Source organism: Bacillus sp. UNC125MFCrub1.1, from assembly GCF_000701305.1.
In the GTDB taxonomy this organism is placed as follows: Bacteria; Bacillota; Bacilli; order Bacillales; family Bacillaceae; genus Bacillus; species Bacillus altitudinis.
Genome location: NZ_JNIG01000016.1, coordinates 1 through 18,647, shown reverse-complemented (window position 1 = coordinate 18,647; position 18,647 = coordinate 1). Strand labels below are relative to the sequence as shown.

The 18,647-nt window shown below is 40.0% G+C and carries 17 protein-coding genes, 1 tRNA gene, 3 rRNA genes, 1 other RNA gene, 1 pseudogene and 1 other annotated feature; of the genes and pseudogenes, 6 read left to right on the top strand and 17 right to left on the bottom strand.

Features of this window, described 5'->3' with window-relative positions; all coding sequences use genetic code 11:
• From N521_RS12810 to tadA, 8 genes are all read right to left on the bottom strand, one after another.
• Nucleotides 1–195, bottom strand: a 16S ribosomal RNA gene (locus N521_RS12810); the annotation flags it as partial.
• A 276-nt stretch (nt 196–471) separates the two neighbouring features.
• Complete coding sequence (locus tag N521_RS12805) at nt 472–735, bottom strand: pro-sigmaK processing inhibitor BofA family protein (RefSeq protein ID WP_035391607.1); 264 nt, start codon at nt 733–735, stop codon at nt 472–474.
• A gap of 66 nt (nt 736–801) precedes the next feature.
• On the bottom strand, nt 802–1,026 hold the full coding sequence (locus tag N521_RS12800) for a YaaL family protein (protein ID WP_008342008.1): 225 nt from the start codon (nt 1,024–1,026) through the stop codon (nt 802–804).
• Between the two features lie 18 nt (nt 1,027–1,044).
• Complete coding sequence (recR, locus tag N521_RS12795; RefSeq protein WP_003218094.1) at nt 1,045–1,641, bottom strand: recombination protein RecR; 597 nt, start codon at nt 1,639–1,641, stop codon at nt 1,045–1,047.
• Nucleotides 1,642–1,656: 15 nt separating this feature from the next.
• Entirely contained in the window at nt 1,657–1,980 is a 324-nt protein-coding gene (locus tag N521_RS12790; protein ID WP_008342011.1) for a YbaB/EbfC family nucleoid-associated protein, read from the bottom strand.
• A gap of 25 nt (nt 1,981–2,005) precedes the next feature.
• Entirely contained in the window at nt 2,006–3,718 is a 1,713-nt protein-coding gene (gene dnaX, locus N521_RS12785) for a DNA polymerase III subunit gamma/tau (RefSeq protein WP_008342013.1), read from the bottom strand.
• Between the two features lie 331 nt (nt 3,719–4,049).
• Nucleotides 4,050–4,314, bottom strand: an RNA gene (ffs, locus tag N521_RS19300) — signal recognition particle sRNA large type.
• Between the two features lie 76 nt (nt 4,315–4,390).
• Complete coding sequence (tadA, locus tag N521_RS12780) at nt 4,391–4,867, bottom strand: tRNA adenosine(34) deaminase TadA (RefSeq protein ID WP_007496052.1); 477 nt, start codon at nt 4,865–4,867, stop codon at nt 4,391–4,393.
• 79 nt (nt 4,868–4,946) lie between these two features.
• Between tadA and N521_RS12775 the strand changes: the two genes are divergently transcribed.
• The 4 genes from N521_RS12775 (at nt 4,947) to N521_RS12760 (ending at nt 8,207) form a co-directional block, all read left to right on the top strand.
• Entirely contained in the window at nt 4,947–5,501 is a 555-nt protein-coding gene (locus N521_RS12775) for a cysteine hydrolase family protein (protein WP_017359012.1), read from the top strand.
• Nucleotides 5,502–5,600: 99 nt separating this feature from the next.
• On the top strand, nt 5,601–6,848 hold the full coding sequence (locus N521_RS12770; RefSeq protein ID WP_151023375.1) for a glycoside hydrolase family 18 protein: 1,248 nt from the start codon (nt 5,601–5,603) through the stop codon (nt 6,846–6,848).
• 79 nt (nt 6,849–6,927) lie between these two features.
• Nucleotides 6,928–7,551, top strand: a complete 624-nt coding sequence (locus N521_RS12765; RefSeq protein ID WP_007496058.1) for a deoxynucleoside kinase — start codon at nt 6,928–6,930, stop codon at nt 7,549–7,551.
• Nucleotides 7,548–8,207, top strand: a complete 660-nt coding sequence (locus N521_RS12760) for a deoxynucleoside kinase (RefSeq protein ID WP_035391602.1) — start codon at nt 7,548–7,550, stop codon at nt 8,205–8,207. Before N521_RS12765 ends, N521_RS12760 begins: the two co-directional genes overlap by 4 nt.
• Nucleotides 8,208–8,291: 84 nt before the next feature.
• Here N521_RS12760 and N521_RS12755 read toward each other — a convergent pair.
• The 5 genes and pseudogenes from N521_RS12755 to pdxS form a co-directional block, all read right to left on the bottom strand.
• A tRNA-Ser gene (locus N521_RS12755) sits at nt 8,292–8,384 on the bottom strand.
• Between the two features lie 132 nt (nt 8,385–8,516).
• A pseudogene (locus N521_RS20010) lies at nt 8,517–8,849 on the bottom strand (methyl-accepting chemotaxis protein); the annotation flags it as partial.
• A 596-nt stretch (nt 8,850–9,445) separates the two neighbouring features.
• Nucleotides 9,446–10,720: a serine--tRNA ligase gene (gene serS / locus N521_RS12745; RefSeq protein WP_008342028.1), complete on the bottom strand. Its 1,275-nt coding sequence runs from the start codon at nt 10,718–10,720 to the stop codon at nt 9,446–9,448.
• Nucleotides 10,721–10,768: 48 nt separating this feature from the next.
• Nucleotides 10,769–10,984, bottom strand: a binding site (T-box leader).
• 53 nt (nt 10,985–11,037) lie between these two features.
• Nucleotides 11,038–11,628 carry a pyridoxal 5'-phosphate synthase glutaminase subunit PdxT gene (gene pdxT / locus N521_RS12740; protein ID WP_008342030.1) on the bottom strand — a complete coding sequence of 197 codons (591 nt, stop codon included), beginning with the start codon at nt 11,626–11,628 and terminating at the stop codon, nt 11,038–11,040.
• 19 nt (nt 11,629–11,647) lie between these two features.
• Nucleotides 11,648–12,532 (bottom strand): pyridoxal 5'-phosphate synthase lyase subunit PdxS, encoded by an 885-nt coding sequence (gene pdxS / locus N521_RS12735; protein WP_025206589.1) that lies wholly within the window; start codon nt 12,530–12,532, stop codon nt 11,648–11,650.
• Nucleotides 12,533–12,778: 246 nt separating this feature from the next.
• On the opposite strand from pdxS, the gene pdxR reads away from it, so the two are divergent.
• Nucleotides 12,779–14,257 (top strand): MocR-like pyridoxine biosynthesis transcription factor PdxR, encoded by a 1,479-nt coding sequence (gene pdxR / locus N521_RS12730; RefSeq protein WP_035391599.1) that lies wholly within the window; start codon nt 12,779–12,781, stop codon nt 14,255–14,257.
• Nucleotides 14,258–14,298: 41 nt separating this feature from the next.
• Here pdxR and N521_RS12725 read toward each other — a convergent pair whose 3' ends face one another.
• Together N521_RS12725 and guaB are read right to left on the bottom strand one after the other, a co-directional pair.
• Nucleotides 14,299–15,624 carry a D-alanyl-D-alanine carboxypeptidase family protein gene (locus N521_RS12725; protein ID WP_035391597.1) on the bottom strand — a complete coding sequence of 442 codons (1,326 nt, stop codon included), beginning with the start codon at nt 15,622–15,624 and terminating at the stop codon, nt 14,299–14,301.
• A gap of 160 nt (nt 15,625–15,784) precedes the next feature.
• On the bottom strand, nt 15,785–17,251 hold the full coding sequence (gene guaB / locus N521_RS12720; RefSeq protein WP_008342039.1) for an IMP dehydrogenase: 1,467 nt from the start codon (nt 17,249–17,251) through the stop codon (nt 15,785–15,787).
• Nucleotides 17,252–17,372: 121 nt separating this feature from the next.
• Between guaB and N521_RS12715 the strand changes: the two genes are divergently transcribed.
• Complete coding sequence (locus tag N521_RS12715; RefSeq protein WP_008342041.1) at nt 17,373–18,341, top strand: YaaC family protein; 969 nt, start codon at nt 17,373–17,375, stop codon at nt 18,339–18,341.
• Between the two features lie 11 nt (nt 18,342–18,352).
• On the opposite strand, the gene rrf is transcribed toward N521_RS12715, so the two are convergent.
• Nucleotides 18,353–18,468: ribosomal RNA gene (rrf, locus tag N521_RS12710) — 5S ribosomal RNA — on the bottom strand.
• A 61-nt stretch (nt 18,469–18,529) separates the two neighbouring features.
• Nucleotides 18,530–18,647: ribosomal RNA gene (locus N521_RS12705) — 23S ribosomal RNA — on the bottom strand; the annotation flags it as partial.

The following is an 18,647-nucleotide window of genomic DNA, read 5'->3' as shown; positions in this document are numbered from 1 at the left end:
CATGCGGTTCAAGGAACTATCCGGTATTAGCTCCGGTTTCCCGGAGTTATCCCAGTCTTACAGGCAGGTTACCCACGTGTTACTCACCCGTCCGCCGCTAACATCCGGGAGCAAGCTCCCTTCTGTCCGCTCGACTTGCATGTATTAGGCACGCCGCCAGCGTTCGTCCTGAGCCAGGATCAAACTCTCCGAAAAAGTACAAAACCGAAGTTTTGTTTTTCGTCAGCGTTTGACTGACTACCTATGATGTATCATAGGATTTTTTTATAAAAACTCGAATTAACAGGTACGTTTTGTCTTGTTTAGTTTTCAAAGAACTTGTTTACCGCTTCAGAAGCGACTAGAACATCTTATCACGTCCAAGTTGTTAGTGTCAACAACTTTTTTGTTATTATGTTTTTTCGTTTCTTCGTCATCAGCGACGTATATTAATTTACCACCATATATAATCAAAGTCAACAATATTTTGCATTAAATAATAAACTTTTCAATTACGACTAAAGCTGCTACACCTGGAATGCCCAACAAACCACTAATTCCACTCGTTACAGGGTTAATGGAAACATGAAACCCTAAACTCTCACCGAATAAATTGAGACAAAATAAAAAAAGAGCACCTGCGACAAACTTAACTCCAATAAGCCCTAACCATTTGAATGGATTCGCTTGAACACCTGACATAAACAACAATAAAACAGCTAACAAAATTGAACCAATCACAATAACAGGTTCCATAATCCTCTCATCTCCTCTTCATATGAATAGTACAAGCATATGAGAGCATTATGGAAAATAGACCTGCTATCTCCAGTTGTTTAAACGTAAATTTCTCTTTTTCGCTTCTCTCAGATAGAAAAAGTACTTCGCTTGAGCAAGCTTTAATTCGAATAGAATGTCCGGTGAAGGCTCAACGCTATTTGCGACAAGCTTTTTTTGTCTGTTCCATTCTTCCTTTTGCTTAAAAAGCTGTTGAATTAATATCTCATCGAATTCTTTTCGAATTGATTTTCTGCGAAGAAAACCCATGTACCGTACTTCTCCTTCCTACATCTCACGTCTGCCTTCTAGAGCCTTAGAAAGTGTGACTTCATCCGCATACTCTAAGTCTCCACCTACTGGGAGTCCGTGAGCAATGCGAGAGAGTTTAATTCCTGATGGTTTCAACAATCTAGAGATATACATGGCTGTCGCTTCTCCCTCAATGTTTGGATTGGTTGCAAGAATGACCTCTGTGACTTGATCGTCTTGCAATCTTTTTAATAGGTCAGGAATTTTAATATCCTCTGGTCCAATTCCGTCCATTGGTGAAATAGCGCCATGAAGCACATGATATAAGCCGTTGTATTCTTTCATTTTTTCCATTGCGATCACATCTTTTGGATCCTGCACGACACAGATCACAGATTGATCTCTTCTTGTATCTTCACAAATGTAACAAGGATCCTGATCGGTGATATGTCCGCAAACAGAACAATAAGTTAAATTACGCTTTGCATTAACAAGTGCCTTCGCAAAATCCAGCACGACATCTTCTTGCATACTAAGAACAAAAAAAGCCAGACGGACCGCAGTTTTAGGTCCGATTCCTGGCAATTTCATAAAGCTATCAATCAGCTTTGATATTGGTTCAGGATATTGCATCTTCAGTTATTCCTCCTAGAATAAACCTGGCATGTTCATTCCTTTTGTGAATTGACCCATTGTTTCATTCGTTAGTTCATCAACTTTTTTCAATGCATCATTTGTTGCTGCAAGTACAAGGTCTTGAAGCATATCGATGTCTTCAGGATCAACAACTTCTTCATTAATCGCCACATCAACGACTTCTTTTTGTCCATTTACTTTTACAGTGACCATGCCGCCACCTGCCGTACCTTCAAGGACTTTTTCTGCAAGCTCTTCTTGAGCCTTAGCCATATCCTTCTGCATTTTTTGCATTTGTTTCATCATTTTTTGCATATTTCCCATTCCACCGCGCATATGAACACCACTCTCTTTCAAATTGTTAATCTTTAATTTCAATTAAATCGGTTCCTACTAACTTCTTTGCTTCTGCAATTAATGGATCTTCTTCAGCAGAAGCTGCCTGACCATCTGCTTGTTCTTCAGGCTGATGATCTCTTAAAAATTCTTCTCTTATTTTACCCCATTGAGCGTCAGGAACGCCAACTAATTCCACTCTTTTTCCTAGCATAGATTCTAGCAGTTGCTCAAGATTGGTTCGAACACCACTTTTATCTTCGGCCACCATCTTACAATGTATTTCAAATTTGAATTTCAAAACAAAGGCATGAGTTGCCGCCGCAACTGGTTCACTATCTGTTAATAGCGCAGCGTGAGAAACCTTATTTTGCTGTTTTAATTGGGCAAGAAGCTCTCCCCATTTGCCTTTTATTTTTTCTAGTTCCGGTCGCTTCGCTTCTTTTAAAATCTCATGAATTCGACCGACAGGTGCACGATAGCCATTTTTATTACTCGTTTGAGGTCGAGGTGCTTCCGTTTTTGCTTGAGGACTCTGAGACTGAGTCATTGGAACACCCTCAGCTTTTAGCCTAGATAGCTCTTGTTCCAGCCTGTCTATTTTATTCGTTAACGCTGTTAGGTCGGAATCAGCCGGAGATGATACAGCACCAGCCGTTGACTGACAGAGCTTAACCACAGCTACTTCAAAGAAAATTCTAGGATGATTTGTCCATTTCATTTCCTGATGGCTTTTATTCAGCACTTCAATCGTTTCATAAAGAAACTGAGGTGCCACACGTTCTGAAAGAGCCACAAACTTATCGTCGACTTTGACTTTTTCAAGGACACCTTCAAGATCCGGTGCTGTTTTGTATAGAAGCATATCTCTAAAGTAGAAGATCATATCCTCTATTAATTTCGCAGCATCTTTCCCCTGTTGAAGCAATTCATTTAACGTATCCAGCGCTATCGCAATATTTTGCTCAAAAATGGCTTCAGCAAGCTGACTAATGAAATGCTGAGATACAGCACCTGTAATGAGCAGTGCATCATCAATTGTGAGCTGTTCACCACTAAATGAGATTGCTTGGTCAAGGAGACTAAGTGCGTCACGCATGCCTCCATCTGCCGCACTAGCAATAATCTCGAGTGAACCCTCTTGTATATTTAGGCTTTCTGCATCTACAATTTTCTCCATTCGTCCAACAATATCTTTTGTCGTGATCCGTTTAAAATCAAATCTCTGACATCTTGATATGATGGTAAGAGGAATCTTATGAGGCTCTGTGGTAGCCAAAATAAAGATACAATGAGCAGGTGGTTCCTCTAGCGTTTTAAGAAGTGCATTAAATGCCCCGATAGAGAGCATATGTACCTCATCTATAATATAAACCTTATATGTAACCGCTGAAGGAGCAAATTTCACTTTATCACGTATATCCCGAATTTCATCTACCCCGTTATTTGAGGCAGCATCTATTTCAATCACGTCTGAAATCGAACCGGTCGTAATCCCTCTACAGGCATCACACTCATTACACGGTTCACTAACAGGTGATTTTTCACAGTTCACTGCTTTCGCAAAAATCTTGGCAGCACTTGTTTTACCTGTTCCTCTAGGACCTGAAAATAAGTAAGCATGAGAAAACTTTTTCTGCAAAAGGGCATTTTGCAACGTTTTTGTGATGTGTTCTTGTCCAACAACATCCTCAAAAACTTGAGGTCTGAACACTCGGTATAAAGCTTGATAACTCACAAATACGCCCTCCTCCATTTATCATCATGTTCATTATACATGATGCAACGATCAATTCAAAAGTACACCTTTATTTTCTAATAAACGAAAAAGAGCATTTCCTTTAAAGACTTTTTACTTTTCTTGATTAAAAAACGTGTTTTCCTGCTTTCTGAAAATGTCTGCCAGATCAACAAGAACATTCGTTCCCCATATGAATTACTTCAAAAAAACCTCACCCTAAAATGGCTTTTTTGCTATTTGTATTAAACAAAGCAACCGATATATTCTTTCAATAGCAACAAAAAACTCACCTAGATAAACTAGATGAGTTACATTTAATATTGATTTACCGTGCACCTTCTGTCGATTCGCTACCCCAAGCGTTACTTAAACAGTTAGCTCGGCCCAGGCAACCCTGCGGCACATGAGAGGTTTCACTTAATGCTGCTTCCTTCCGGACCTGACATGGTTCATGAATTCCCATTGCGCAGGACCCAGACGTCAACACCACTTATTTAAGGCAGACCTTGAAGTAAACGAACCTTGAGAAGGGATTCGGCCTCGCTAGAGCGGATTGCGAGTACAGGGCACCGCTACCTCCCCGCTTAGCACGGCAAAATGAATATTAAATTGTTGGTGACGCAGACATAAGTATACCTTCTAAGTGATAAAATTGCAAACGACATCCATTCATTTACTTTTCGCTTGCTTCTTCTGCTGACGGAGGTCTCGAAAGAACTGACTTAACAGCTCACCACACTCATTTTCAAGCACACCGCCAATGACTTCAGACTGATGATTGAACCGCTCATCGTCCAATAAATTCATTAAAGTACCAGCACATCCACCTTTAGGATCATAGGCACCAAAAACGACCTTTTTCACTCTTGAAAGTACAATAGCGCCTGCACACATTGGGCACGGTTCGAGTGTAACATAAAGTACAGCATCTTCTAAACGCCAGCTACCAGTCATTTTACACGCTTCATCAATAGCAAGTAATTCCGCATGAGCAATTGATCGCTGTTCACTTTCCCTTAAATTGTGAGCACGGCTTACAATTTGATCATCAACAACGATGACGGCACCGATTGGAACTTCTCCTATTTGTTTTGCTTTCAAAGCTTCAGAAATAGCTTCTTGCATAAACTGTTCATCTTTCGTCATAGCACGGCTCTCTTTTCATGTTTTTTTAAAGGATATTGAGGTTAACATATTATCACAATCTTTTAAAGGGGGTCTTGATTTGCCAAAACAACAAAAGGCACTACTTATTATTGACATGATCAATAATTTTGATTTCGAAATGGGGCATGTGCTCGCTGAAAAAACAGAGCAAATGACCAATAAAATTTTAGCCCTTAAACAACACGCTTTCAAGAAAAATTGGCCAATTATCTATATCAACGACCACTATGGACTCTGGAAGGCTGATATCAAAGCTGTTATGGAAACATGCAAAAACGAAAGAAGTGCCCCTATTTTAGAACAAATGGCACCATCTAAAGATGATTACTTCTTAATTAAACCTAAGCACTCTGCCTTTTACGGAACAGCACTAGAGACACTCCTAAATGAATTAGGTGTGCAAGATCTTATTTTAACTGGAATTGCCGGAAACATCTGTGTCCTGTTCACTGCAAATGACGCTTACATGCGAGAGTACAACCTCACTGTACCTAAAGATTGTATTGCTTCAAATGATGATAGAGACAACGAGTACGCTTTAACGATGATGGAGAACGTTCTTCTTGCCAAAATCACAACAACTAAAGAGATCACGGATGAAAATCAAACATGATTTATCCATCACCCTCATAAATTGTTAGCAATAACAAAGGGGGCGTTGACCATTCAAATTTATGTTGTCAAAAGAGGAGATACGTTAAATGAGATTGCCATGCGTTTTAAAACAACGGTAAATGAAATCATTCGGACCAACGACATCGAAACGCCAAATCAACTAGTCGTTGGACAAACAATTGTCATCCCTATTAGAGGTCAATTTTATGAGGTCAAACAAAATGATACACTTTATCAAATTGGAAGAAGATTTCAAATTTCGGTAGAAGAATTGGCACGTGTGAATCGGATTCGGCCTGAAGCCATATTGCCTATTCGTTTTTTGCTTTATATTCCACAAAGACCGAAAAGAAATATTAATTCTAACGCTTATATAGAACCTCGCGGAAACCAAGTCAGCGAAAATTTAAAGCAAGCAGCCAGAGAGGCATCTCCATACTTAACACATCTCGGCGCTTTTAGTTTTCAAGCGCAAAGAGACGGCACACTTCGCGAGCCACCATTAGATCAATTGCCTCAAATTGCCGCTCAAAGCAGAACGGTTTTATCCATGGTAGTCACAAATCTAGAGAATGATAAATTTAGTGATGAACTCGGGCGAATCCTTTTAACAAATCAATCTGTCAAAACAACATTATTAAATGAAATCGTCCGCGTTGCTCAAAAGTATCAATTAAAAGAAATCCATTTTGACTTTGAATATTTACGCCCTGTTGATAAAGAAGCCTACCTTCAATTTTTAAGAGAAGCAACAACTCGTTTTCATCAACAGGGTTGGACTATTTCTGTGGCACTCGCTCCTAAAACAAGCAGTGAACAGAAAGGAAAATGGTATGAGGCGCATGACTATGAAGCAATTGGAAAGATTGTTGATCATGTTGTGCTAATGACTTATGAGTGGGGCTACAGCGGCGGGCCTGCACAAGCCGTCTCTCCGATCGGCCCTGTCCGCCAAGTCATTGAATATGCACTGACTGTCATACCTGCCAATAAAATTGTGATGGGGCAGAATTTATATGGTTATGATTGGACGCTTCCTTATGTTCAAGGAGGCCCTATCGCCAAAGCCGTCAGCCCTCAACAAGCGATTGCCATTGCTAGAGAGAATAATGTATCTATTTTATATGACGAAACAGCACAAGCACCTTATTTCCGTTATACAGATGCTAACAACAAAGAACACGAGGTTTGGTTTGAAGATGCAAGATCCATTCAAGCCAAATTTAATCTCATTAAAGAGTTAAACCTAAATGGAATTGCTTACTGGAAATTAGGTCTATCCTTCCCACAAAACTGGTTGTTGTTATCAGATCAATTTAATATTGAAAAAAGAACGACATCGTAATTCATACGCTCTATCTCTCAGAAGGGGTATGGTACAATATACATTGGTTTGACAACTTTATAGATAGAGGAGAACGCCTATGTATCCTGCCCCTTTTATTGCAGTGGAAGGCCCAATTGGAGCCGGAAAAACAACCTTGGCTACAATGCTTTCAAAGGAATTTCAATTTCCTTTAGTAAAAGAAATTGTAGAAGAAAATCCATTCTTAGATAAATTTTATGAAGATATGGAACAATGGAGCTTTCAGCTTGAGATGTTCTTTCTATGCAATCGGTTTAAACAGTTAGAATCTATTGAAGAGAACTATGTCAAAAAACAGCAGCCGATTGTCACTGATTATCATGTCTATAAAAATATGATATTTGCAGAAAGAACCTTATCCAAAAAGCACATGGATAAATACAGAAAGATCTATCACTTGCTGACAGATGATCTTCCTAAACCAAATGCCATGATCTATATAAAAGCCAGCCTTCCCACCTTACTTGATAGAATAAAGATGAGAGGCCGATCTTTTGAAGAAGACATTGATCCAGCTTATTTAAAAACCTTGATTGAAGATTATGAGTTGGCCATCGAGCATTTAAAACAAACTGACCCAAGGGTTCCTATCATTACAATTGAAGGCGATCATACAGACTTCGTTTCCTCACAGCAAGATTACCAGCAAATTGTACAGAACATAAAGGAGCAAGTACTATGAAAAATATTGAGATACCAAAGGATGCTGTCATTACAATTGCAGGGACAGTTGGTGTCGGAAAATCGACCATGACGAAAACAATAGCGGACAAGCTAGGGTTTCAAACTTCTCTTGAAAAAGTAGATGATAATCCATACTTAGAGCCTTTTTATTCAGATTTCCAAAGATGGAGCTTTCATTTACAGGTCTATTTCCTAGCTGAACGTTTTAAGGAACAGAAACGAATCTTCGAGTCTGGTGGAGGTTATGTACAAGATCGGTCCATTTATGAGGACACTGGTATTTTTGCTAAAATGCACGCAGACAAAGGTACCATGTCAGAGGTAGACTATGAAACGTATACAAGTCTATTTGAGGCGATGGTGATGACACCTTACTTCCCTCACCCAGATGTCCTCATTTACTTGCATGGGGATTTAGATCATATATTACAACGTATTGAAGAGCGCGGGAGAGAGATGGAAACTCAAACCGATCGAGCATATTGGGAAGAAATGTACACTCGATATACAGAATGGATCGAACAATTTGATCTCTGCCCTGTGATTAAAATTAATATTGAAGATTACGACTTACTTCATGATGAAAGCTCACTTGAGCCAATTCTTCATGAAATTGCTTCTGTTATTCAAAAAAATCGCTCTAACACAAAATAAAAAAAACCGCTGCATTTCTCGAATGCAGCGGTTTGACAATTTCCAATTTTTATGCGTTTCAATTCAACTAAGGTAAAATCAATATGGCGGAGGAAGAGGGATTCGAACCCCCGCGGGCTTTGACACCCCTGTCGGTTTTCAAGACCGATCCCTTCAGCCGGACTTGGGTATTCCTCCGTATCGACAAGAATTAATATATCATATCATCTTATTTTAAGTCAACATCTTTTCGAAAAAAATTTCAACATTTGATTTTGGTATGATGTTTAGCCTATAAAAAGCAGCCGATTATCGGCTGCTCTTCATTTATTACGTATCCTGTCTAATTTCTTCAATAAAAGTATTCATCTCTTCTTTAAAATCATTTAATGACTCAATAATCTTTGTAAAGTCTGTCACTTGTTTAGCTTGTTCGTTTGTTGAACTGCTGATTTGTGAGATATTTTCAGATAAAGTGCCAATGCTGTCTTGGATTTCTTTTAAAAATGCATTAATGGTTTCAGCTGCTTCCTTTGATCCATCTGATAACTTTCGTACCTCGTCTGCAACAACAGCAAAGCCTTTTCCATTTTCACCTGCTCTTGCCGCTTCAATTGCAGCATTGAGTCCTAACAGGTTTGTTTGTCTCGCAATACCGCCAATGGTTTTGACGACTTCTTCAATGTTTGCGGATTTCTCTTCTGCTCTTCCGGCCTGCTCACTAATTTCTAAGCTTGTCGCAGCCAGTTCTTGAGAATGAGCAGCAATTTGCTCAATTCCACCTTGTAACTCTTTCGCTACTTTATTGATATGTTCCATATAGCCGCTTAATTTCTTCTCACGATGATGTGAAAAAGCCACTAAAAAGGAGCCAATCACTTTTCTATCTTCATCAAAAATCGGATAACCTTTTACAGCAATTTCATAACCATATAAAGACTCTGGCAAATGCCCATCATATTCTTGTCCTCTTAATGTCGTCGCCACGTTTTGGTCCTCTGGGTTTAAAGCGTCCCCTACTTTAATGCCAAAATCTACTGTGGTCGATGGATAATAGCAAAGTACCTTTTCTGTATCAGTGATGCCGAAAAGGACACTTTCATCTAGAACTTTTCTGAGTAATTGAGCCATTTCAACATAATAGTCAAGCCTATTCAAGGTTATTCCTTCTTTCCTAGATGCTTTTAGTTCTTTTATCGGCTTATTTTAGAAAAGCTGTAGAAGTTTAGGTAAAAAGAATAAGATGCCATGACGGCATCTTATTTTATCACTTCTTTATTTCCCATATAAGGACGTAACACCTCAGGAATGATCACTGTTCCATCCTCTTGTTGATAGTTTTCTAAAATGGCTGCAACAGTTCTTCCTACTGCTAAACCAGATCCATTTAATGTATGGACGTGTTCTGGCTTGGCTTTAGGCTCAGGGCGGAAACGAATGTTTGCTCGTCTCGCTTGGAACGCTTCAAAGTTACTGCAAGAAGAAATTTCACGATACGTATTTTGGCTTGGGATCCATACTTCGATATCATATTTCTTCGCAGCCGTAAAGCCTAAATCTCCTGTACACATACTCATGACACGGTATGGCAGGTTCAATAATTGAAGAACTTTTTCTGCTTGGTTTGTTAGTTTCTCTAATTCTTCATAAGAATCTTCTGGTCTGACAAATTTCACAAGCTCTACTTTGTTAAATTGGTGCTGACGGATGAGTCCGCGCGTATCTCTGCCGGCAGAACCAGCTTCTGATCTAAAGCAAGCACTAAACGCTGCATAATTGATTGGCAGCTGCTCTCCTTCAAGAATTTCGTCACGGTGCATATTCGTAATTGGCACTTCAGCCGTTGGAATGAGGAAATAATCTTCTTCTCGAATTTTAAAAGCATCCTCTTCAAACTTTGGAAGCTGTCCGGTTCCTGTCATGCTTGCTCTGTTGACCATATAAGGTGGTAGTACTTCAGTAAAACCAAATTCATCTACGTGTAAATCCAGCATAAAGTTATAAAGTGCACGCTCTAACCGTGCGCCTAGCCCTTTATAAAAAACGAAACGGCTTCCTGTCACTTTTCCTGCACGTTCAAAATCCAAAATTTTCAGTTCATCCGCTACATCCCAATGCGGCTTTGGTTCAAATGAGAAGGCTGGCTGTTCGCCCCATTTTCTCACTTCAATGTTGTCATCTTCTGTTTCACCGACTGGTACAGAATCATGAGGGATGTTTGGAATTGAGAACAGGATGGTTTGCAGGCTTTCCTCTACTGTTCTTAATTCATCATCCAACTTCTTAATCTCATCGCCTACCTCACGCATTTCTTGAATAATGTGATCGGCGTCTTTCTTTTCTCTTTTTAGAACAGCCACTTGCTGTGATACTTCATTTCTTCGGCTCTTTAATACTTCTGTTTTGCCGATTAATTCTCTTCTTTTTTGATCCAGCTCACCAAACTTATCAAAATCCGCTAAATCTTCACCTCGATGGGCTAATTTTTCTTTGATTTGATCAAAATCCGTGCGCAGTTGTTTAATATCCAGCATGTGTAACACTCCTTTTTTATCGAAAAATAAAAAGAGCCCTCATCCCATGAAAGGGACGAGAGCTCTCGCGTTGCCACCCTGATTGAAAACACGCCAAAAGCATGCTTTCCTCTTTCCTCTGTAACGGCATCACCGTAAATGCTTACTTCGTGTTTCAGCATTTCGCTCAAGGATGGATTCAGAATGCATCTTTCACCGATTCTCACCAACCATCGGCTCTCTGAGAAAGAGGGGCTTCTTACTATTTCCCGTCAACGCTTTTTCGATCTTTGATTGTGATTTTAATGTACTATAAGTTTTATCTCTTTTCAACCGTTTTATACAGCAAGCTTCGTTTTATAGGACTCCACCATCTCAACAAACAGCTGTGTTAACCGGTGGTCATCTGTCAGCTCTGGATGAAAAGAACAACCTAAGATATTGTTTTCTTTCGCCATCACAATCCTGCCGTCATACTCAGCCATGACCTCTACGCTCTCATCTGCGCTGATGATATGAGGCGCACGGATGAACACTCCTGTAAACGGCGCATCCAGTCCTTTCACTTCTACATCTGCTTCAAAGCTGTCTACCTGTCTGCCAAACGAATTACGTGCAACAGATACATTTAACAGGCCAAGATGAGCATCTTCTCGATCTTCTATATGCTTTGCCAGCATAATCAAACCGGCACAAGTCCCAAATATCGGTTTACCTTGAGCAGCGAACGCTTTAATCGGTTCAATGAATTGGTACGTATCCATGAGTCTTCTCATCGTCGTACTTTCACCACCAGGGATAATGAGACCGTCAACAATTTCTAACTCCTCTACCCGCTTGATGATCTTTCCCGCTGCGCCACAAGCTTCAATCGATTGAATATGCTCTCTCACCGCTCCTTGAAGCCCTAGTACACCAATTGTTAGCATGTTCGTCGCGCTCCCTTAATTACCAGCCACGCTCTTGCATACGCTCTTCTGGCAATAGATTTGAAATTTCAATTCCTTTCATCGCTGTTCCAAGCTCTTTAGAAAGCTCTGCAATCAGGCGGTAATCTGTGAAATGAGTCGTTGCTTCTACAATCGCTTTTGCAAATTTAGCTGGATTGTCTGATTTGAAGATACCAGAGCCGACAAATACACCATCTGCTCCAAGCTGCATCATGAGTGCTGCATCTGCTGGTGTCGCAACACCTCCAGCTGCAAAGTTTACAACTGGCAATTTGCCTTCTTTTTTAATTTGAACCAATAATTCATAAGGTGCGCCCAGATTCTTGGCTTCTGTCATCAATTCATCTTCACTCATTGCCGCCACTTTACGAATTTGAGCATTGACCTTTCTCATATGACGGACAGCTTCTACAATGTTTCCTGTACCAGGCTCACCTTTTGTCCGTAGCATTGAAGCGCCTTCTGCAATACGGCGAGTCGCCTCACCTAGGTCACGACAGCCACATACGAAAGGTACCGTGTATTCATTTTTATTTAAATGGAATTCCTCATCTGCGGGCGTCAGCACTTCACTCTCATCAATATAATCAACACCAAGTGCTTCAAGAACACGAGCTTCCACGATGTGGCCGATACGTGCTTTTGCCATGACTGGAATCGTTACTGCATTTTGTACTTCTTCCACGATTCTTGGGTCTGCCATACGGGCAACACCGCCTGCTGCACGGATATCAGCTGGTACTCGTTCTAGTGCCATTACTGCCACTGCGCCTGCTTCTTCTGCGATTTTTGCCTGCTCAGCATTGACGACATCCATAATGACGCCACCTTTTTGCATTTCTGCCATTCCACGTTTCACTCGTTCAGTTCCCTTATTGCTCACAATTGTTTCCTCCCATTTGTCTATTCGATTGATTCAACACCTTTATCATACAAGCGATAGAGTATAACAATAAAGAGAATAGTATAACAATTCAATTAGCTCACAAAAAAGGATAAACCCTTATACATCAAGGTTTTATAGTTAAAAAAGCATCATTACCTCTTTTAAGAGTAATTAACATGTTATAATGTAACTATAACAATCTGAAACCATGTATAACAATTTCACGCTCATTGGAGGATTCTCATGCATATTGATATCCATCGACATTCAGATACATCTCTTTCGAATCAGATTTACTTTTCCATCGTTGATCACATTCAATCAGGTCTGCTTCAGCAAGGCGATAAGCTGCCGACTGTACGTGATCTAGCGAAACAGCTGAATGTAAGTCTTGTCACAGCAGCAAAAGCCTATACACGGCTTAAGGACGACGGATTTTTAACGACTGTACAAGGAAAAGGTACGTTTGTGAATGAGCAGCATGAGCAAACTGACATCCCGGTTCAGTCATCTACTTCTTTCGATTGGCAGTTATCGATCCCTGATTATTTACCAAGGTCTCAATTCGCTCAGTATCACTATGTCGAAGAAGCCATTAATCTTTCTTCCTCTATGATTGATCCTGGTCTTTTACCTAACCGGTATTTAGAAAAAGAAATGCAGCATGTCCTGGCCCGGCATCCTCAAATCATGTCAAAATACGGAGAAATACAAGGTGACCTTCAGCTTCGTCAGGTCATTCAATCATTTCTAGAAAAATTAGATGTCCCTTCTACTCCTGAAAATATCCTTGTCACTAGCGGTTCTCAGCAAGGACTTGATTTAGTAGCACGTACATTTATCGGGCCGGATGATGTAGTTGTCATGGAGGCGCCCACCTATCCAGGCGCAATTGATGTCTTTATGGGGAGAGGGGCACGAATTATTACGGTTCCTGTCGATCATGAAGGAATGAACATGAAACAGCTTCAAAGCATTTGTGATAAATATAAACCAAAGCTCATCTATACCATTCCTACTTTTCACAGTCCTACAGGCGCCAGTATGTCGTTGAAACGAAGAAAGCAGCTGCTTTTACTGGCACAAAGCATTGATTGTCTCATTGTAGAGGATGATCCTTATCGTGAGCTTTATTTTGAAAAGAAACCGCCGGCACCCATTAAAAGCCTAGATCACGATGGACACGTCATTTATTTACGAGGATTAAGCAAGACACTGGCTCCAGGATGCAGAATTGGAATTATTACAGCGTCAGGCTCTATATTTAACCGTTTATTAGCTGCAAAAGCCAATAATGATTTAGGGAGCCCGCTTCTCACCCAAAAGGCGATCTTACCGTTTCTCACATCCAAGAAGATGATCGATCATACGAAAAAATTAAGAACTGCCTTGAAGGTGAGACGCGATTTGATGATGGAAGTGTTGACAAAACATGCGCCAAAGGACGTCACGTGGCAAATCCCACAGGGCGGGCTCAATTTGTGGCTTAGCTTTCCTTCCTGGGTCGATACACGTGCCCTATTACATGAGGCACGGAAGCAGCAAATCACCTTCCTGCCTGGCTCTGTCTGCTATCCTGGGGAGCCGAAGCAGAATTATATACGTCTTAGTTTTTCTTATGTGAATGAAAAGGCACTGACGGAAGGTATGGAAAAGTTATGTGGTATTTTTCAGCAGGCCTTGTCTACACCTCAAAACCACAAACAATCTCTTTTCTTTTAACGATAAAAAAACTGCTCTCTATATGTGAGAGCAGTTTTTTATTAGAACCAACCTTTTACTGTGTCAACGATTCCGCCCCAAATGCCAGCGAAGAATCCACCTACACCACGCATTGCAAGGATGAACCAGTTTGCTTTTTCATCACCTGTTTTCGTCACAAGCTCAACACCTGATTGGTCTTTACTCAAATAGCCGTAGTCCTTCTCATCACCAGAATAAGAAGTCGTCAGCATGCCAACCTTTGTTCCTTTTTTAATAGGAGCTTCTAGGTTCTTTTTATCAATATTTACTTTGGCTTTATAGCTCTTCTCGTCACCATTTTTAACCGGTACAGAGAAAGCTTCTTTCGTCACGACGGGTACTTCTTTATCTTTCCCTTTATCGACTTCGATGTTTTCATGTCCTTTGATTTGTTGGCCTTTTTTGTACATTTCTTTCATCGTGAAGTTTTTATAGGCATAATCGAACAATTTTTTCGCCACATCAAAACGAGCTGTATGAAGATTTCCTTTAGCATTCAGGACAACTGCGATCACACGCATGTCACCACGTTTTGCTGTACCTGTGAAGCTAGAACCAGCTGAATCAGTAGAGCCCGTTTTCAGACCGTCTACGCCTTCATATTCTTTCACAAGTCCTTTAAGCATAAAGTTCCAGTTTGGCATGTCCATTTCATCATCTGTGCCTTCTCTGAACTTTGTTTTCGCGATGCTTGCTGTTTCAAGAATTTCTGGGTGATCTTTGATGAGATGCTGTGCAAGCAAAGCCATATCCTTTGCGGAAACTTCACTTTCTTCATCAGGACCCGTACCTTTTGGCTGTTTGCCATGTAAGTCTTTATTTTCTAATCCAGTTGCATTCACGAATTTGTAATTGGTTAAGCCAAGTTCTTTTGCTTTTGCGTTCATTTTTTCAACAAACTTCGATTCTGATCCAGCGATTACCTCTGCTAGACCAATTGCTGCTGCATTTGCTGAATAAATAGCCGTTGCTTGATAAAGTTCTTTGACAGTATACGAACCATCTTTTCTCAATGGAACATTGGATAAACTGCGGTCCTGGGAAATTTCGTACACATAATCATCTGGCGTATATGTTTGATCCCATTTCACTTTGCCTTCAGCAATCGCCTCTAGTAATAGATACTCTGTCATCATCTTTGCCATACTTGCAATAGGCAGTCTTTGTTCTGCGTTTTTACTATAAAGAATTTTACCTGTAGAAGCTTCAATAAGGATGGCTGCTTTCGCATTCACATTGAATGGATCTTCAGCCGCTTTTGCTTTGGACATTGGCGTAAATGCAGTAACAATCAATGCCAATGCAAGGATAGAGACCATAAGCTGTTTCAACATCTTGCTGTTCAATCGTCATACCTCCGTATTCATCTTTTTTCGACGTTTTTCATATATATTTAATCCACAAGGGCTTATTTCGACACAACAGTATAAATTTTATCACAATAAAGACAAAAAAAATAGACAGAGTCATAGACCCTGTCAAATGTAATTTGATTGTCACAATTTATCAAGAAATTGTGTAGTTTGGTGATTCTTTTGTAATTTGTACATCATGTGGATGACTCTCACGAAGACCTGCACCTGTCATGCGAATGAATTGTGCTTCTTCTCTAAGAGTACGTAAGTCCTGTGTTCCACAGTAGCCCATACCAGAGCGAATACCGCCAACGAGTTGGTAAACAGTATCAACAACTGGTCCTTTATATGGTGTACGTCCTTCGATACCTTCTGGAACGAATTTTTTATTATCTTCTTGGAAGTAACGATCTTTACTTCCTTTTTCCATTGCAGCAACAGAACCCATACCACGATATACTTTGAAACGTCTACCTTGGAAAATTTCTGTTTCTCCTGGGCTTTCAGATGTACCAGCAAGAAGACTTCCCAGCATAACAGCATGTCCACCAGAAGCTAATGCTTTCACGATATCACCTGAATATTTAATTCCACCATCTGCAATAATAGATTTACCATGTTTTCTTGCTTCTGTTGCACAGTCATAAATCGCTGTGATTTGTGGTACACCGACCCCTGCAACAACACGTGTTGTACAAATCGATCCTGGTCCAATACCCACTTTTACAATATCTGCTCCAGCTTCAAACAATGCTTTTGTTGCTTCAGCTGTTGCAACGTTACCAGCAATGATGTTAAGAGAAGGATACGTTTCACGGATTTTCGATACAGTGTCTAGAACACCTTGAGAATGACCGTGTGCTGTATCAATGACGATCACATCAACATTGGCTTCTACTAATTTTTTCACACGAGTCATTGTATCGCCAGTGACACCTACAGCGGCACCAACAATTAAACGGCCATGTGCATCTTTAGAGGAGTTAGGGAATTCAATCACTTTTTCAATATCTTTGATGGTGATGAGACCTTTTAATGTTCCTTCGTCATCTAAAAGAGGTAATTTTTCAATTTTATATTGCTGAAGGATTTTTTCAGCTTCTTCTAATGTTGTTCCAACAGAAGCTGTCACAAGTTCCTCTTTTGTCATCACGTCGCTAATCTTCATTGAATAATCCGAAATAAAACGAAGGTCACGGTTCGTAATAATCCCAACAAGCTTTTGATCTTGTTCGTTATTGACAATCGGTACACCAGAAATACGATATTTACCCATTAAATGTTCTGCATCGAATACTTGATGATCCGGTGTTAAGAAAAATGGATTTGTAATAACACCACGCTCTGAACGTTTTACTTTGTCCACTTGTTCAGCTTGCTGCTCAATAGACATGTTCTTATGGATGATTCCAAGACCACCTTGACGTGCCATTGCAATCGCCATTTGTGATTCCGTCACAGTATCCATTCCTGCACTAATAATTGGAATGTTCAACTTTAAAGTGCTTGTTAACTCAACTGATAAATTGACATCACGCGGAAGCACCTCAGACTTTGCTGGAACAAGCAACACGTCGTCAAACGTCAAACCTTCTTTTGAAAATTTACTTTCCCACATTAGTAAATCCCCCTCTTTTCGGCAAAATATTATATGTAGATTATCAACTAGGAAACAGCATGTCAAGGAAGCAACAAACAGTTGCAATTTTTAGAAAATATAAAGAGAGTTGAGGAAGAAGATGAAAAGTTCAGGATGGAAGGATTTAAAACGTTTTTACTCACTAGAAACTTCCCAAAAGTTTCTATTTCAACAGTACGAGAAACGGAACATTCAGGATGCAAATCAACAAGCCTATAAAAACTGTGAACGATTTATTTACTTTTTAAAGCATGGCCATACATTTTATGACCAAGCCGCATCAGCTCCACTTGAACTAAAACCGATTTTATTATTTTATGGAATGGCACAGCTGTTAAAGGCATGTTTACTGACAGTAGATCCCGACTATCCATCTCAAACCTCTGTCTTAGCTCACGGTGTAACCTCAAGAAAAAGAAAGAAGCAACATTATCGTTTTAGTGAGGATGAAGTAAAGATTCAGCGAAACGGATTATGTATGCATGTATTAAAGCACTTATTTCGTTTAAATGGTCTTGAAGATGAGCGATTTACGATGATCAATCTCCTTTCAAAAATACCTGAAATGGGTCACATTCTGGAGTTTCAAAAACAACCCTCTACTTTAGTGAAAGTAGAACAAGCAAATGGCATGTTGATTCAAGATCATATTCCCTTGCTCTATAACATGTCTGCCGAACGTTTTATTGAATATTTTGAGTTCCATACAACTTGGAAGCTTAAGCAACGAGAGGCTAAAAAACTAACATTTGATGTATTTTCAGAAGAAAACCCTGCTCTTGCTACTCACCTTCATTATGATTTAGAAATGAATCAATGGTTCATTCCATCAACACGAGATGCCTTTTTAGGGATTCCTGAGATCATCAGCCATTACTTGTTAATGTATAACCTCAGTATGATTGCCCGCTACGAAACAGAATGGTGGTACGAGCTTTTATCTCAATACATTAGTGATGATTATGTCATGATTGAACGTTATATGGAGATTGCAGAGGACAAGTTTCCGGCTTATATCATGATGCTGCTAGAAGAAAACACAAAAAAGACCAGTTCCGATTGGAACTGATCCTTTGAAAAGCTTGGCGGCGTCCTACTCTCACAGGGGGAAACCCCCAACTACCATCGGCGCTGAAGAGCTTAACTTCCGTGTTCGGTATGGGAACGGGTGTGACCTCTTCGCTATCGCCACCAAACCTGATGGAGAGAATGTTCTCTCAAAACTAGATAACAACGTTCATGCTTCACATTAGAATATAGGTTAAGTCCTCGATCTATTAGTATCTGTCAGCTCCACGTGTCACCACGCTTCCACCTCAGACCTATCAACCTGATCATCTTTCAGGGATCTTACTTCCTTGCGGAATGGGAAATC